We start from the raw sequence: 15194 nt of genomic DNA on the forward strand, positions 1-15194 counted from the left end.
CGGCAGTGATCCGCGCCGCCCGCTGCCGTACATACCGCACGCGCCGACTGCTCGTACAGGCCCTGTACGCCAACCACCTCGATCAGGAACGGAAGACCGACATGTCCGAGACCACCGTCACCACCGGCAGCCAGACCCTCGACAAGGAAGAACTGCGCCTCCTCGTGGCCGAGATCCTCGACCTCGACCCCGCCGAGGTCACCGACGAGGCCCACTTCGTCGACGACCTCGATGTGGACTCGCTGATGGCCCTGGAGATAGCCGTGCGCCTGGAGCGCGAGTACGAGGTGAAGCTGGCCGAATCCGAACTCACCTCCGTCACCTCCCTCCAGAGCACCCACGCGCTGCTTCAGGACAAGCTGCAGGAGAAGGCGTGAGCCCGCAGGGTTCCGGCGCAGGCGCGAGTGCGCTGGGGGCCGACGGGCTGAAGCTGCTGCACAGCGATTCCGCCGGCGCCGTCTGCGAGTTCACCGCCGAGTCCGACGACCCAGTGCTCATCGGGCACTATCCGGGCTTCCCGGTGCAGCCCGGCGTCTACGTGATCGAGGCCGCCGACCGAACCGCCCGGCTGTGGGCGGCGGGCGCGGGAATCACCGACGTCCTGGAGCTCGTCTCCATGGACCGTTGCCGCTTCCACCGGCCGGTCTTCCCCGGGGAGACGGTCTCCACCGAGGTGGCGGTCGTGGCGGCCGAGGACGGGGACCGGCTGACCGCCAAGGCCGCGGCCGTCACCTCGGGCGGACGCGTCGCCGACATCAGGCTGCGCTACCGGCGCAGGACTTCGCGAGGAGAGACCCAGTGAACGTGTCCGCAGCCGAGCCGGATCACGGGCTCCACCGGATCAAGAACACCATCCCGCACCGCACCCCGATCCTGCTCGTCGACCAGGTCGTCGAGGCCGTGCCGGGGGAGCGGATGAGCACCCGCAAGGCCGTGTCCGGCAACGAGCCCTGCTACGCGGCGCTCGCCCGGGACGCGCCACCCGCCGCCTACGCCTATCCGATCGCCTTCGTCATCGAGTCCTGGGCGCAGTCCGCGGTGCTCCTGTCCACCTGGGAGAACCCCAACCCGGACGTACTCGCCGGAAAGGTCGAACTGGCCGGCTCCATCAATGATGTGGCCTTCGACGGCCACGCCTACCCGGGCGACGTCCTGGAGCACACCGTGCGCATGGTGAAGCAGGCCGGGGACACCGCGATCCTCGCGGGCGAGACCCATGTCGGCGGCCGCAGGCTGCTGAGCGTCGGCTCCTTCGTCGTCGCGCTCAAGGACGTCACCGAACTGCTGCCCGCGCCCGCGGCGCTGAGCGTGTGAAAGGACGACCCCACCATGACGGATGCCGAAGCAAATGAAACGAAGGTCGCGCTGGTCACCGGAGGTTCGCGCGGCATAGGCCGCGCGATCGTCGACCGCCTCGCGCGGGACGGCTACGACATAGCCTTCTGCTACCGCTCCGACGAGGAGTCCGCCGCCCTGGTGGCCAAGGAGGTCATGGCCACCGGCCGCCGGGTGCTGGCTCGCCGGGTCGATGTCGCCGACAGAGCTCAGGTCAAGGACTTCGTGACCGCGGTGGAGGACGAACTGGGGCCGGTCACGGCCGCGGTGACCTGCGCCGGGATCACCCGGGACAATCCGCTGGTGCTCATGGCGGACGACGACTGGGACGCGGTGATACGGACCAACCTGGACGGCACGTACCACGTCTGCCGCTCGGTGATCTTCCCGATGATCAAGCGGCGCGGTGGCTCGGTCGTGACTCTTTCGTCCATCGCCGGGGTCACCGGCAATTTCGCACAGACCAACTACTCCGCCTCCAAGGCCGGGATCATCGGCTTCACCCGCTCCCTCGCCAAGGAGGGCGGCCGGTTCGGTATCCGCGCCAACACCGTCGCGCCCGGCATGATCGAGACGGACATGACTTCCGTTCTTCCCGAGAAGCTGACCAAGGAGCTGCTCGGACGGATTCCGCTGGCGCGCTTCGGGAAGCCCGAGGACGTCGCGGCGCTGGTGTCCTTTCTGGTCTCCGACCAGGCGTCGTACGTCACCGGGCAGGTGTTCCAGGTGGACGGCGGGATCGCACTGTGAGCGGCGGTCGGGCGAGGAAGCAGGTGACACCGCGTTTCTACTTCTCGCTGCGCAGCCCGTACTCCTGGCTCGCTTACCGTGAACTGCTCGAGAGTCACCAGGAGCTGGCGGAGCGGATCGAATGGATTCCGTTCTGCGAGCCGGACGAGCTGAGCCGGAAGATGCTCGCGGCGGCAGGCGGAGAGTTCCCGTACGTTCCCATGTCCGCGGCCAAGCACCGCTACATCCTCCAGGACGTGCGGCGGCTGGCGGCGCGACGAGGGCTGAGGTTCGGCTGGCCCGTGGACCGGGACCCGGTGTGGGAGGTGCCGCACCTGGCCTATCTCGCCGCCGTACGGCACGGCAAAGGGCCCGAGTTCATCGCCTTGGCGGCGCGCGCCCGCTGGGAGGAGGGCCGGGACATCTGTGATCCGGGGACCATCGGCTCCTTCGGACCGGAACTCGGCATCCCCGGCGAGGAGCTGGCAGGGGCGGCCGACGACCCCGAGCTGCGTGAGGAGGGTCTGCAGGCACTGCTCGCGGTCCACCGCGACGGCGTCTTCGGGGTGCCTTTCTTCACCGTCCACTACGACAAGTTCTGGGGCCTGGACAGGCTGCCGGATTTCGTCGCGGCGGTTGCTGCGCGCGAGACCGATGGCGCCGGGTCCCGGCACAAGGCAGCCCCGGGCCACCCCCCGGACCTGGGGCTCCCGCACGGCCTGTCGGCGGACGACGGCCATGCGGGCGGCTGCGGCTGACGCGGCCCGACCGGCCGCCGCACGGGAACCCCCCTTGTCGTGCGGCGGCCCTACGCCATGGGGCGTGGAGGGGGGAAACCCTCAGCCCTCGATCGCCGGGCGGGCTGACATTCAGCCCGCCCGGCGATCGAGCACCCATCCAGCCAAGGACGGACCGTCATGACCGCGATCAGCACTCGTGCCGTCGCCAATGCCACCGACCTCGAAGTCATCCGCCTGGGCGCGGACAGCGCCGCCGTCGCCTTCTCCGTCGCCGCGGCATCGGCGGACCCGGCCGTCGCCGGCCACTACCCCGGCTTTCCGGTCCTCCCCGGCCTCTTTCTCGTCGAGGCCGTCGACCACGCCGTCCGGCACTGGGCCCCGCCCGGTCAGGTCCCGGAGCTCGTGGGCATGGACCGCTGCCGATTCCACCAGCCCGTCCACCCGGGCGACCGGGTCTTTGCGGAGGCAGCGGTGTCCCGGGACGGCGACGGACTCGTGGTGCGCGGCTCCGTCGCCTCCAACCGCGGTCGCGCCGCCGATCTCCGGCTGCGCTACCGGCTCGTGGACGGGCCGCCCGCAGCGACACATATAGGGGCGGAATAGCCGTGCGAGCGAGGGTCGGGCCATCAGTCGGCGACGGACGAAGGGAGTGTGCCGCGTGATCAGCTTCGACGGGTATGTGAGCGGGTTCCGGCGCCGGGTCGCGGAACATCCGCACCGGGTCGCCGTACGGTTCTGCCCTGCGGGCTCCACGGCCGACGAGGAGGCGCTGAGCTACGCCGAACTGGACCGCGCCGCACGCTCGGTCGCCCAGTGGCTGCGGGCGCGCACTGCCCCCGGCCAGCGGGCCCTGCTGTCGTTCCACCCCGGCACCGGGTTCATCCGGGCCTTTCTCGGGTGCCTGTACGCGGGGGTGATCCCCGTGCCCGTACCGGCGCAGGGCGGACACAGCAGGCAGGAGTCCCGCGCCCACGGCATCGAGGCCGACAGCGGGGCCGGCCTCACCCTCGACGACGCGCTGCTCGAAGAGGCCGCGGCCGCCGATCTGCTGGGCTGGACGCCGCCTGCCGTCGTGCCGAGGATGCCGGCCTTCCTCCAGTACACCTCCGGGTCGACCAGCGACCCCAAGGGTGTGATCGTGTCCCACGCCGCGCTGGTCCACAACATCGGGCTGATGGGCCGCAGCCATGGCTGGCAGGCCGGCCAGACCTGGTGCAGCTGGCTCCCCGCGTACCACGACATGGGCCTCATCGCGATGATGCTCACGCCCCTCTACCTCGGTGGTACGGCGGTGCTTATGCCGCCCACCGACTTCCTCAAACGGCCCCTGTCCTGGCTGCGGCTGATCGACCGGACCGGCGCCGCCATCAGCTGCGCCCCCAACTTCGCGTACGAGCTGTGCGCGCGGCAGGCCACCGACGAGCAGATCGCCGAACTCGACCTGTCGCGCTGGACCCACGCCTGCAACGGAGCCGAGCCCGTCGACGCGGCCACACTGGAGCGGTTCGCGGAGCGCTTCGCCCCGGCGGGATTCCGGCCCGAGGCGCTGCTGCCGGGATACGGGCTCGCCGAGTCGACGCTGTTCGTGACCGGGACCCGGATGGAGACACCTCCGGTGGTCACCGCGGTGGACGCCGCCGCGCTCGCCGCCGGCCGCATCGAACGGGCCGGGCCGGGGGAATCGGGACAGCCGCTGGTGAGCAGCGGCATCGTCCGTGAGCTGGAGGTGCGGATCGTTGACCCGGAGACCACCCGGGTGCTTCCGGACCGCGAGATCGGCGAGATCTGGATCCGCGGCGACAGCCTCGCCGAGGGCTACTGGGGGCGGCCGGAAGAGACTGCCCGCACTTTCGGTGCAACAGCCCAGGGTCACGGCGGGGGCTTTCTGCGCACCGGGGACCTCGGCGCACTGAGCGACGGCGAACTCTATGTCACCGGCCGCATCAAGGAAATGATCATTGTGCACGGGCGAAACCTCTACCCGCATGACATTGAACGCGAACTCACTGCCCTGGAAGAGGAGTTCGGCACTCTGCCGTCCGCCGCTTTCGCCGTGCCGGACGGCCCGCACGAGGAGATCGTGGTCGTGCAGGAACTGCGCGCCCGCCGCCGGGAAGGAAGCGAACTGTCCCGCCTCGCCACCGGCGCCAGGACCCGGCTCGCCCAGCGGCTGGGGGTCAGGGTCGGCGCGGTGCAGTTCGTCCGGGTCGGCGAGGTCCGGCGTACCACCAGCGGAAAGATCCAGCGCACCCTCATGCGCGAGCTGTACCTCAAGGGCGCGCTGGCACAGGCCGGTTCGCCGCGTCCCGGGAAGGCGGACGCCCAGTGACGACCACACCGGCACGGTCCACCTACGGACTCACCGAGGAACTGGAGGGCCGGCTCGGCGATCCCCGTGATGCGGCCCGCAGCCTCTCCTTCGCACGCCTCGCCGAGCTGGACCGGGCCGAGGCATTCCCGGCCGCGGTGTGCCGCGAACTGGACGCCCTGGGGCTGCCGAAGTGGTTCGTGCCGGAGCGGCTCGGCGGTGCGCTGCGCTCCGGCGAGGAACTGTCGCAGATCATCCGTACGCTGGGCCGGCGGGACTTCACCGTCGCCCTGGCCCACACCAAGACCTATCTGGGCGCGGTCTGCACATGGGTGGCGGGCACCCCCGAGCAGGCACGGCACCTCGCCGGCCGTGTACTCGACGGTGCGGTCGTCTCGCTCGCGCTCACCGAACAGGCCCACGGCAGCGATCTGCTGGCCGGTGAGCTGACCGCCGTGCCCACCGCACGGGGCAGCTACCGGCTCGACGGCGAAAAGTGGCTGATCAACAACGCCACCCGGGCCGACCTGGTGACCGTACTCGCCCGCACCGACCCGAAGGGCGGCGCCCGCGCCTTCAGCCTCTTCCTCGTCGACAAGTCCCGGCTGCCGAAGACCGGTTGGCACCCGGTCCCCGCACTCCCCACCCATGGTGTGCGCGGCGCGGACATCAGCGGCATCTCCTTCACCGGGGCGGAGATACCCGCCGACGCCCTCATCGGCGCCGAGGGCGAGGGCCTGGAGATCATCCTCAAGGGCTTCCAGATCACACGCACCCTCTGCTCCGCGATGACCCTCGGCATGGCCGACCAGGCACTGCGCATCGGGGTCGGCTTCGCCGAGGACCACCGGCTGTACGGGCGCCTGCTCGTCGAACTCCCGCAGGCCGGCCGCACCCTCACCGAGGCGTACGCAGATCTGCTCGCCGTCGAGGCCGTCAGCCTGGTCGCCACGCGTGGCATCCAGACCCTCACCGCTGAGCAGAGCGTGGTGTCGGCGATCGTGAAATACCTGGTGCCCACCATCGGGGACGAGGCGATCGCCGCCGTACGGCAGGTGCTCGGGGCGCGGGCGATGCTGGTCGCGGACCACGCCGACGGGACCTTCCAGAAGATCGAACGCGACCACCGCATCGTCGGCATCTTCGACGGCAGCACGGTCGTCAACCTCAACTACCTCATCAACCAGTTTCCGGTACTGGTGCGCGGCTGGCGCGACTCCCACTGCGACAGCGCGGGCGTCGAGGCCGCTGCCCGGCTCGACGCACCGGCGCCGGAGCTCGACCCGGCGCTGCTCACCCTGTATGCCAGAACCGGCTGCAGCATCGTGCAGTCGCTGCCCTCCGTCGTCCCGAAGGTGTGCGAACGGGCGCCGGGCACCGCCGTCGCCGCACAGGCCGAGCAACTCCTCGCACTCGCCGGGGAACTGCACTGCGAACTCGCCGCGTGCCGCCCGTCCGCGCGCAAGGTCCCCGAGCGGGCCTTCGCGCTCGCCCGCGACTACACACTGCTGTACGCGGCTGCCGCCGCACTCCAACTCTGGCTGCACAATCCCGCTGGACGCTTCTGCGACAGCGGCTGGCTGGAGGCCGTACTGACCCGGCTGATACGGCGGTTGACCGGCGAACCGGACCTCGACGACGCGGACGGACCGGCACTCGACCGGCTGCTGCCGACGCTGCGCCGCCAGCACGCCGAAGGGCTGCTGTTCTCGCTGCTGCCCTGCGAACTGGCCGAAGCAGCCGACCGCACGAGAACACAGGAGCCGGCATGACGCACCCGACGGTCCACGCGCCCGCCCCCGGCTCCCCGCCCACCGCACAGCCGGGGCCCCAAGAACGCGCCGCGCAACTGGAACGCCTCCTCGGCCCCGCCGCCGACCCGGACAATCCGCTGGGCACGGCGGCCGTGCTCGCCGCCGACGAGCGCGGTGAGCTGCTGCCCGAAGGCGAGCAGATGCTCGCCGGGTACGGGCTGAACGCCGAGTTCGTTCCCCGGTCGCTCGGCGGCCGGTTCGAGCAGGCCGACGCCTTCGCGCACCTCATGCGCTCCGTGTTCCGGCGCGACTGCTCGCTCGGCATCGGTCACGGCGTCACCAGCTTCATCGCGGGCCTTCCGGTCTGGGCCTCGGGCTCCCCCGAGCAGCAGCGGCGGGCCGCCTCCATCCTGCTCTCCGGCGGCCGGATCGTCGCCGCATACACCGAACTCGCCCACGGCAGCGACTTCTCCCGCACCGGCCTCGCCGCCACCCCCGGCCCGGACGGCTCCGGCTCTCTGCGGCTCCACGGCGGAAAGCAGCTCATCAACAACATCTCGCGAGCCGAGGCCGCCGTCCTCTTCGCCCGCACCGACACCAGGACCGGCAGCCGCAGCCACTCCCACCTCCTGGTCGACCTCACCGGGCTGCCGCCGGACGCCGTGCGGCGGGACTTCCGCTACCCCACCTCGGGCGTACGCGGCTGTCTGCTCGGCGGCATCGAGTTCCGGGACTGCCCCGTTCCCGGCGACGCGGTGCTCGGCGAGCCCGGCGACGCCATGGAGACGGTGCTGCGCGCCTTCCAGGTCACCCGCAGTGTGCTGCCCGGCATGGTCGTCGGCGTCGGTGACACCCAGCTGCGCGCCGTGCTGGGCTTCGCCCTCGAACGGCAGCTGTACGGCGGGCCGGTCACCGAACTCCCCTACCCCCGCGCCACCTTGACCGGAGCTTTCGCGGACCTGCTGGTGTGCGACGCGCTGGCGACGGTCGGCGCGCGGTCGCTGCATCTGCTGCCGGGAGAGACGAGTGTGCAGTCCGCCGCCGTGAAATACCTGGTGCCCAAGCTGCTGCAGGACTCTTCCTACCGGCTGTCGGTGCTGCTCGGAGCCCGCAGCTACCTCAGGACCGGCCCGTACGCCGTCTTCCAGAAGGCCGCCCGCGACCTCCCGGTCGTGGCGCTGGCCCACGCGGGCAGCGCCGTCTGCCTGGCGACGATCGTGCCTCAGTTGCCCCGCCTCGCCGCCAACGGCTGGCTGCGGCAGGCCACCGACACGGCTGGGCCGGCCGGTGAGCTCTTCCGGCCAGGTGGGCCGCTGCCGCCGCTGGACTTCTCGCGGCTGGAGCTCAACTCCCGTGGCCGGGACACGCTCAGTCAGGCGGTGACCGCCACGGCGTACGGCCATCCGCACGTCGCAGCGCTGGCCCGGCTGTTCGCCGAGGAGCTGCACCGGCTGGCGCCGCGCGTCGCCGCACTGCCGCCGCGCGACCGCACGGTCATCGCGTCCCGGCGCGGCTTCCTGCTCGCCGACCGGTACGCGCATGTGCTCGCCGCCGCGGCCTGCCTCGGCGTCTGGCAGCACGGCGACGGCTTCACCGGCGACCCCGCCTGGGTGATCTGCGCCCTGCACCGGCTCGCCGAGCGGCTCCGGCTGCGGCCGGGCCCGCTGCCCGAGGAGGCCGCCGACGCGCTGTTCGCCGAGCTGCTGCGCCGCCACGAAGAGAACCTGACCCTGGATCTCATCCGTACCCCGCTCGTCTGAACGGGCCTTCCGAAGCAAGGAGTTCACCATGTCCACCGCCCGCGCGGTCGTCGACACCACCGTGATACGCGACTGGCTCGTCGAGCGCATTGCCTTCTATCTGGAAACCGGTCCGGAAGACATAGGCACGCAGACGGAGCTGGTCGACCTCGGCCTCGACTCGGTCTATGCGCTCACCCTCTGCGGCGATGTCGAGGACCGCTTCGGTCTCGCCCTGGAGCCGACCATGGCCTGGGACCACCCGACCGTCGACGCGCTCACCGCCCATCTCGCGCAGGAGCTGAGCCGGCAATGACCGGCAGTGGCCTTCCGGTGTCCGCGGGCCAGGAGTCCATGTGGTTCCTCCACCGGCTCGCACCCGAAAGCGCCGCGTACAACGTGGTGCTGGGCGTACGGGTGCACAGCCCACTCGACCCGGACAGACTGAGCTCCGCCACGGCGGCGCTCGCCCGCCGCCACGAACTGCTGCACTCCCTCCACCTGGAGGAGGACGGCGTCCCGCTGCGTCGCCTCGCGTCCTCACTCGCCGTGCCTTTCGAGGTGCGCGAAGTCCCCGGCGTCACCGATGAGGAACTGACCGCGCTCGCCCGCGAGGCCGGCGCTCGGCCCTTCCGGCTGCGCGAGGAGTGGCCGTTCCGAGTGGTGCTGCTCAGTCGCGGGCCCGCCGACGCCGCCCTCGTCGTGGCCGCGCACCACATCGCAAGCGACGCCACCAGCCAGTGGCTGATGCTGCGCGATCTGCTGGACGCGTACGCCGGCAGATACGGCGGTACGGAACTGCCCGCGGCCCCCGTCCTGTACAGCGAGCACGTCGCCGAGGAGCGGCGGCTCGCGGCCACCCCCGCGCGGGGGCGCGCCGAACGCTACTGGGCCGGACTCGGTGAGGGGACCACCGCTGCGACGCTCGTGGCAGACCGGCCCAGAAGCGGGGCGGCGGCGCTGCGCGGAGCGACTTATGAACACCGCGTTGCCCCGGAGCTGGCCGCGCGGCTGCCGGGCGCTGCCGCCCGCGCGAAGGTGACCCCCTTCGGGCTGCTGCTCGGCGCTTTCCAGGCTGCGGTGCACCGCTCCACCGGACTGGACGACTTCATCATCGGCTGTCCGGCCTCCGTCCGGATCGGCAGAGGCAGAGCCGACATGGTCGGCTATCTCGTCCAATCGCTCGCCCTCAGGGCGCGGTTCGCCCCCGACACCACCATCGGCGACACCGTCGGGGCGGCCCACCGCGGACTGCTGCAGGGCATGAGCCATCTGCGGCATCCCGTGCCCGTACCGCCGTTCGCCATGGCCGTGACCCTGCTCGCCGTCGACAGGCTGCCGGTTCCGGGTCTGGTCGGGACCGAGCAGGTCAGCCAGTACGCGGGACTGCGGCTCACCCTTCTCGATCTGCCGCACATGGAGGGCCAGTTCGACTTCAACGTAGAGCTGCGCTCAAGCCCGGACAGTCTCACGGTCGTGCTGCGTTACGCCGACGATCTGTTCGACCTCCAGACCGTACGGCGGTTCGCCGAGGTCCATGTGCGCATGATCGAGGCTGCGCTGGACGAGCCCGGCGCGGCCGTCTCCCGCATCCCCCTGGTCTCCACCGACGAGCTGGCGCAACTGCTGAGCTTCGGTGCCGGCCACGACGACTGGTAGACGACGACTGGTAGTTGTCCCCCCGGCGCACGCCACCGACTTATGCACAGATACAGGCTGATATAGACCGCCTATGAGATGGCGCTGCCAGCGTGTGTCCACCACCCCAACCGACGAGGTCATCACATGAATCAGGTAGCCGGGGCCGGGCGACGGCCGTTGGTCGAACGCATCACACGATGGAGCGTCCATAACCGGAAGCGGGCAGCCTTCGGCTGGCTGGGTCTGGTTGTCCTCATCATCGCGCTGGGTGCGGGCCTCGGCTCCACCAGCCTGGACGAGCACGCGCCGGGCGAGACCGGCCGCGCCCAGAAGATGCTCGACGACGCCGCAGTCTTCTCCCCGCCCCAGGAGAACGTGCTCATCGAGGCGAAGTCCGGTGACCCGGCCTACGCCCAGAACCCACAAATGCAGGCCGCCGCCAAGGATGTCGCCGAGGCGCTGCGCGGACTCGGCAAGGACGAGACGGGCGCCGCCTGGGCGTCCGACATCGTCTCGCCGACCGACAGCGCGGAAGCGGCCAAGAACCTGGTGTCGAAGGACGGGCGTTCGCTGCTCGTCCGTTTCTCCGTGACCGGATACTCGATGGAGCCGATGGAGAAGGCCGTCACCGAACAGGCCACGTCCCACCCCGAGGTGGCCATCGCCCAGACCGGCAAGGTCAGCGTGAGCCAGGCCATCGACAAGATCCAGGACGACGACTTCCTGCGCGCCGAGATTCTGTCGATCCCCCTCACCGTCATCATCCTGGCGGTCGTCTTCGGCTCGCTGATCTCGGCCGGCCTTCCGGTGCTGATCTCGCTGGTGTCCGTCGTCGCGGCGATGGGCTTCCTGACGTTCTTCGGCAAATGGATCGCGATCGGCGACTCCACCCCCTCGGTGGTGCTGCTGATCGGTATGGCTGTCGGTGTCGACTACTCGCTGTTCTATCTGCGCCGGGCCCGTGAGGAGCGCGCCGCAGGACACGACAACGACACCGCACTGATCATCGCGGGCCGTACTTCGGGCAAGGCCGTCGTGGTCTCCGGTCTCACCGTCATGGTCGCGCTGGCCGGGCTCTTCTTCACAGGCATCGAGACCTTCACGGGCATGACCGTCGGCACCATCTCGGTCGTCGGCATCGCCATGATCGGCGCGGTCACGGCACTGCCCGCCACGCTGGCCTGGCTCGGTGAGCGCGTCGACCGCTGGAAGGTGCCGTGGCTGGGCGTCCGCCGCACCGCGGTCAAGGACTCGCGGGTGTGGGGCGCCGTGGTCCGCCAGGTCGTCAAGGCCCCCATTGTCTGGGCCGCGGTCGGTGCGCTGGCGCTCGCCCTGCTCGCCGTTCCGGCCGCCGGGATGAAGCTGTCGGACCCGGACCTCAAGCACCGGATGCCCACCGACGTACCGGCGCTGCAGGCATTGGAGCGGGTGGAGAAGGCGTTCCCGGTGGACACCCAGCCGGCCGAGATCGTGGTACGTGGCTCAGATCTGAACGGCGCCGAGGTCAAGGCCGGTATCGCGGAGCTCAAGCAGCAGGTCGCCGACAGCGGCGGCAAGCTGAAAGAGCCCGTCGAGGCCAGTCTGATCCCCGGCGGCAAACTGATGGTGGTCCGGGTCCCGCTGGCCGGCGACGGCAAGAACGCCGCATCCACAGCCGCACTGAAGGAGCTGCGCGAGACGGCACTGCCCGCATCGCTCGGCAAGGTCGACGGACTGGAGTTCGCCGTCGCCGGTGACACCGCAAAGCAGGAGGACTTCAACTCGGCCCTGGACAACAGCGCCCCGTGGGTTTTCGGCTTCGTGATCATCCTGGCCTTCGTACTGCTGGCGGCGGCGTTCCGGTCGCTGCTCATCCCGGTGGTGTCGATCATCCTCAACCTGCTGTCGATCGGCGCGGCGTACGGCGTACTGACCCTGGTCTTCCAGGACGGACACCTCGCCTCCATCCTCGACTTCCGCCCCTACGGCGCGGTGGTCAGCTGGCTGCCGCTGTTCATGTTCGTCACGCTCTTCGGGCTGAGCATGGACTACCACGTGTTCATCCTCAGCCGGGTGCGCGAGTACCGCGGCCGCGGACTGTCCACCAAGCAGGCCGTGGTGGAGGGCATCACCAAGAGCGCGGGTGTCGTCACCAGCGCCGCCGCCGTGATGATCGCCGTCTTCTCGGTCTTCGGCACGCTCTCCGCCATCGACTTCAAAATGGTCGGTGTCGGGCTCGCGACCGCCGTGCTCATCGACGCCACGATCGTCCGCGGTGTCCTGCTGCCGGCCACGCTGACCATGTTCGGTGACGCCACCTGGAAGATGCCGCGCTGGCTGCAGTGGCTGCCCGGCATCAGCCTGGAGGGTGCCGACGAGCCGGTGGCGGGCCGGGACGAGCAGGACGGGCTGATTCCGGCGCCGCAGTCGGCGGCCGTCGGGCACGGTCATGCGGACCCGGTCGAGGTACGCCGCTGATCCTTCCCCTCCCTCCCCCGGGGGGAAGAAGAGAAAGAAGAAGGCCGTGGGGCGCCGCAACGGGCGCACCACGGCCTTCTGCTGTTCCGGGACGGCCTGCTCCCCAAGGACCGTATAGGGGGGGTATAGCAAGGTCGCGCAGGATTCAAACGTCAGGTCAAGGGTTTCCAAACAGTGCCTGCCATGAAGGGACAACTGTGCCCGATAAACCGTACTCAGGAATTCTGGAGACCATAGGGAACACCCCTCTGGTTCGACTGGAAAACCTGCTGCCCGGCTTCGGGTCCAAGGTCTTCGCCAAGGTGGAGCGATTCAACCCGGGCGGCAGCATCAAGGACCGGTCGGCGCTTCGCATGCTCATCGGCGCCGTGCGCAGCGGAGAGCTGCAGCCGGGCAAGTCAGTCGTTGTCGAGTCCAGTTCGGGCAATCTCGCCGTCGGACTCGCCCAGATCTGCCGCTACTTCGGACTGCGCTTCGTCTGCGTGGTCGACGGCAAGACCACCGGCCAGAACCTCGCCATCCTGCACGCCTTCGGCGCCGAGGTCGAGGTCGTCACCGAACGGGACACGGCCACCGGCGAGTATCTGCCGGCCCGGCTGCGCCGGGTGCGCGAGCTGGTCGCCCGTACCGCCCACGCGTACTGGCCCAACCAGTACGCCAACCCCCTCAATCCGCGCGCCCATGAGATCACCATGCGGGAGATCGCCGAGTCCCTGAACGGCCGGGTCGACTATCTCTTCGCCTCCGTGAGCACCTTCGGCACCCTGAAGGGCTGCTCAGACCACATCCGCGCCGAGGGCCTCGGTACCACCGTCGTCGCCGTGGACGCCCTGGGCAGCGCCATCTTCGGACAGGAGTCCCGTGCGCGGCTCATTCCCGGCCACGGTGCCTCGGTGGTGCCGCCGCTGATGGACCCGGACGCCGCCGACGACGTCGTTCACATCTCCGAACTCGAATGTGTCGCAGCGTGCCGCAGGCTCGTGGACCGCGAGGCGATTCTGGCCGGGGGATCGTCCGGTGCCACGGTCGCCGCACTGCGGAAATATGCGGAGCGTATTCCGGCCGGATCGCGGTGCGTCCTGATCTTCCCGGACGGCGGAGACCGCTATCTCGACACCATCTATTCCGACGAATGGGTGCGCCGCAATTTCGGGGACGTCTCCCATCTCTGGAAGGACTGAAAACCCATGATTGTCATCCGGCATGCCGATGTCGAGGAAATCCTCGAAGGCCGCGAGGCGGACAATATCCGTACCGTGGCCGAGGCCTACCGGCTGCACGCCTGCGGACAGACCACGGTCCCGCACTCCGTCTTCCTCCGTTTCCCCGGACGGGACCGGGACCGCATCATCGGCCTGCCGGCCTACCGCGGCGGCGATCGCCCCGTGGCCGGCATGAAATGGATCTCCTCCTTCCCGGCGAACATCGACTCCGGGCTGCAGCGCGCCAGTGCGGCGATCCTCCTCAACTCCCTGGCCACCGGCCACCCCGAGGCCCTGGTCGAGGGCTCGGTGATCTCGGCCCGGCGCACCGCGGCGAGCGCCGCGCTCGCCGCCGAGCTGCTGACCCGCGAGGCCCGCCCGGACGGTGTCGCGCTGATCGGCTGCGGGGTCATCAACGCCGAGATCCTGCGCCATCTGCGGGCCGCACTGCCCCGACTCGCCGAGGTCACGCTGTACGACCAGTCTCCTTCCCGCGCCGATGAGTTCGCGACGCGCGTTCTCTCGTACGCGCCCGGCCTGCGGATTTCCCGCGCCGGCACTCTGGACGAGGCGCTCGGCGCCCACCGGCTGGTCTCCTTCGCGACGACGGCGGGGGTGCCGCACACCGGCCTCGACGCCGTCCGGCCCGGCACCGTCGTGCTGCACGTTTCGCTGCGCGACCTGCGTCCCGAGGCACTGCTCGGCGCCCACAACATCGTGGACGACGCCGACCATGTGTGCCGGGAGCGCACCTCACCGCACCTTGCCGAGCAGCTCACCGGCGGACGCGGCTTCATCGACGCGTCCATCGGTCAACTGCTCACTGGTGAACGGGAGTTCAACCCACAGCCCGAGCGCACGGTGATCTTCTCCCCGTTCGGGCTCGGCGTACTGGACCTGGCCCTTGCCGACTTCGTGCACGACGTGGCGGTGCGCAAGGGCCTGGGTGTGGCGGTCGACGGCTTCCTGCCGGGACCCGGCGCCTGACCACCGCACCGCTTCTCAACAACCCATGGACTCAAGGAGCAGATATGGCCACCGAGCAGACCGACGACCGGACCTACCGCGTCGTCCGCAACGACGAGGAGCAGTACTCGATCTGGTGGGCCGAGCGTGAGCTGCCCGCCGGGTGGACCGCCGAGGGCACCGAGGGCACGCGCGAGCAGTGCCTGGCCAAGATCGCCGAGGTCTGGACCGACATGCGTCCGCGCAGCCTGCGTGAGCGCATGGACTCCACTGCGGCCTGACGTCCTTTCCGCCCTTTCTCTGTGCATTTCTTTCTTGACCGG

At 70.2% G+C, this 15194-nt stretch carries 15 protein-coding genes; all 15 read left to right on the forward strand.

What is annotated here, in order from left to right:
• Positions 1-5 precede the first annotated feature (5 nt).
• The 15 genes from PXH83_RS24760 to PXH83_RS24830 all read left to right on the forward strand — a co-directional run bounded on the left by PXH83_RS24760 (position 6) and on the right by PXH83_RS24830 (position 15152).
• Complete coding sequence (locus PXH83_RS24760) at positions 6-377, forward strand: acyl carrier protein (RefSeq protein WP_338054754.1); 372 nt, start codon at positions 6-8, stop codon at positions 375-377.
• The gene (locus PXH83_RS24765; RefSeq protein ID WP_274563262.1) at positions 374-802 is read left to right on the forward strand and encodes a 3-hydroxyacyl-ACP dehydratase FabZ family protein; all 429 of its coding nucleotides are present in this window, start codon (positions 374-376) and stop codon (positions 800-802) included. Before PXH83_RS24760 ends, PXH83_RS24765 begins: the two co-directional genes overlap by 4 nt.
• Positions 799-1314 carry a 3-hydroxyacyl-ACP dehydratase FabZ family protein gene (locus tag PXH83_RS24770; RefSeq protein WP_274563264.1) on the forward strand — a complete coding sequence of 172 codons (516 nt, stop codon included), beginning with the start codon at positions 799-801 and terminating at the stop codon, positions 1312-1314. The genes PXH83_RS24765 and PXH83_RS24770 overlap by 4 nt, the downstream gene beginning before the upstream one ends.
• A 15-nt stretch (positions 1315-1329) precedes the next feature.
• Positions 1330-2085 (forward strand): 3-oxoacyl-[acyl-carrier-protein] reductase, encoded by a 756-nt coding sequence (fabG, locus tag PXH83_RS24775; RefSeq protein WP_274563266.1) that lies wholly within the window; start codon positions 1330-1332, stop codon positions 2083-2085.
• A gap of 23 nt (positions 2086-2108) precedes the next feature.
• Positions 2109-2822 (forward strand): 2-hydroxychromene-2-carboxylate isomerase, encoded by a 714-nt coding sequence (locus PXH83_RS24780; RefSeq protein ID WP_274563268.1) that lies wholly within the window; start codon positions 2109-2111, stop codon positions 2820-2822.
• A 159-nt stretch (positions 2823-2981) separates the two neighbouring features.
• A complete protein-coding gene (locus PXH83_RS24785; protein ID WP_274563271.1) occupies positions 2982-3407 on the forward strand; it encodes an ApeI family dehydratase in 426 nt (141 codons plus the stop codon).
• 55 nt (positions 3408-3462) lie between these two features.
• Positions 3463-5133, forward strand: a complete 1671-nt coding sequence (locus PXH83_RS24790) for a fatty acyl-AMP ligase (protein ID WP_274563273.1) — start codon at positions 3463-3465, stop codon at positions 5131-5133.
• Positions 5130-6884, forward strand: a complete 1755-nt coding sequence (locus tag PXH83_RS24795) for an acyl-CoA dehydrogenase family protein (protein ID WP_274563275.1) — start codon at positions 5130-5132, stop codon at positions 6882-6884. Before PXH83_RS24790 ends, PXH83_RS24795 begins: the two co-directional genes overlap by 4 nt.
• Entirely contained in the window at positions 6881-8626 is a 1746-nt protein-coding gene (locus PXH83_RS24800) for an acyl-CoA dehydrogenase family protein (RefSeq protein ID WP_274563277.1), read from the forward strand. The genes PXH83_RS24795 and PXH83_RS24800 overlap by 4 nt, the downstream gene beginning before the upstream one ends.
• A gap of 28 nt (positions 8627-8654) precedes the next feature.
• The gene (locus PXH83_RS24805) at positions 8655-8921 is read left to right on the forward strand and encodes an acyl carrier protein (RefSeq protein ID WP_274563279.1); all 267 of its coding nucleotides are present in this window, start codon (positions 8655-8657) and stop codon (positions 8919-8921) included.
• Positions 8918-10264 carry a condensation domain-containing protein gene (locus PXH83_RS24810; RefSeq protein WP_274563281.1) on the forward strand — a complete coding sequence of 449 codons (1347 nt, stop codon included), beginning with the start codon at positions 8918-8920 and terminating at the stop codon, positions 10262-10264. The genes PXH83_RS24805 and PXH83_RS24810 overlap by 4 nt, the downstream gene beginning before the upstream one ends.
• A gap of 126 nt (positions 10265-10390) precedes the next feature.
• Positions 10391-12703, forward strand: a complete 2313-nt coding sequence (locus PXH83_RS24815) for an MMPL family transporter (RefSeq protein ID WP_274563284.1) — start codon at positions 10391-10393, stop codon at positions 12701-12703.
• Positions 12704-12900: 197 nt separating this feature from the next.
• Entirely contained in the window at positions 12901-13884 is a 984-nt protein-coding gene (gene sbnA / locus PXH83_RS24820) for a 2,3-diaminopropionate biosynthesis protein SbnA (protein ID WP_274563286.1), read from the forward strand.
• Between the two features lie 6 nt (positions 13885-13890).
• Positions 13891-14892, forward strand: a complete 1002-nt coding sequence (sbnB, locus tag PXH83_RS24825) for a 2,3-diaminopropionate biosynthesis protein SbnB (protein WP_274563288.1) — start codon at positions 13891-13893, stop codon at positions 14890-14892.
• A gap of 44 nt (positions 14893-14936) precedes the next feature.
• Positions 14937-15152 (forward strand): MbtH family protein, encoded by a 216-nt coding sequence (locus tag PXH83_RS24830; protein WP_274563290.1) that lies wholly within the window; start codon positions 14937-14939, stop codon positions 15150-15152.
• Positions 15153-15194 lie beyond the last annotated feature (42 nt).

Source organism: Streptomyces spiramyceticus, from assembly GCF_028807635.1.
GTDB classification, from domain to species: Bacteria; Actinomycetota; Actinomycetes; order Streptomycetales; family Streptomycetaceae; genus Streptomyces; species Streptomyces spiramyceticus.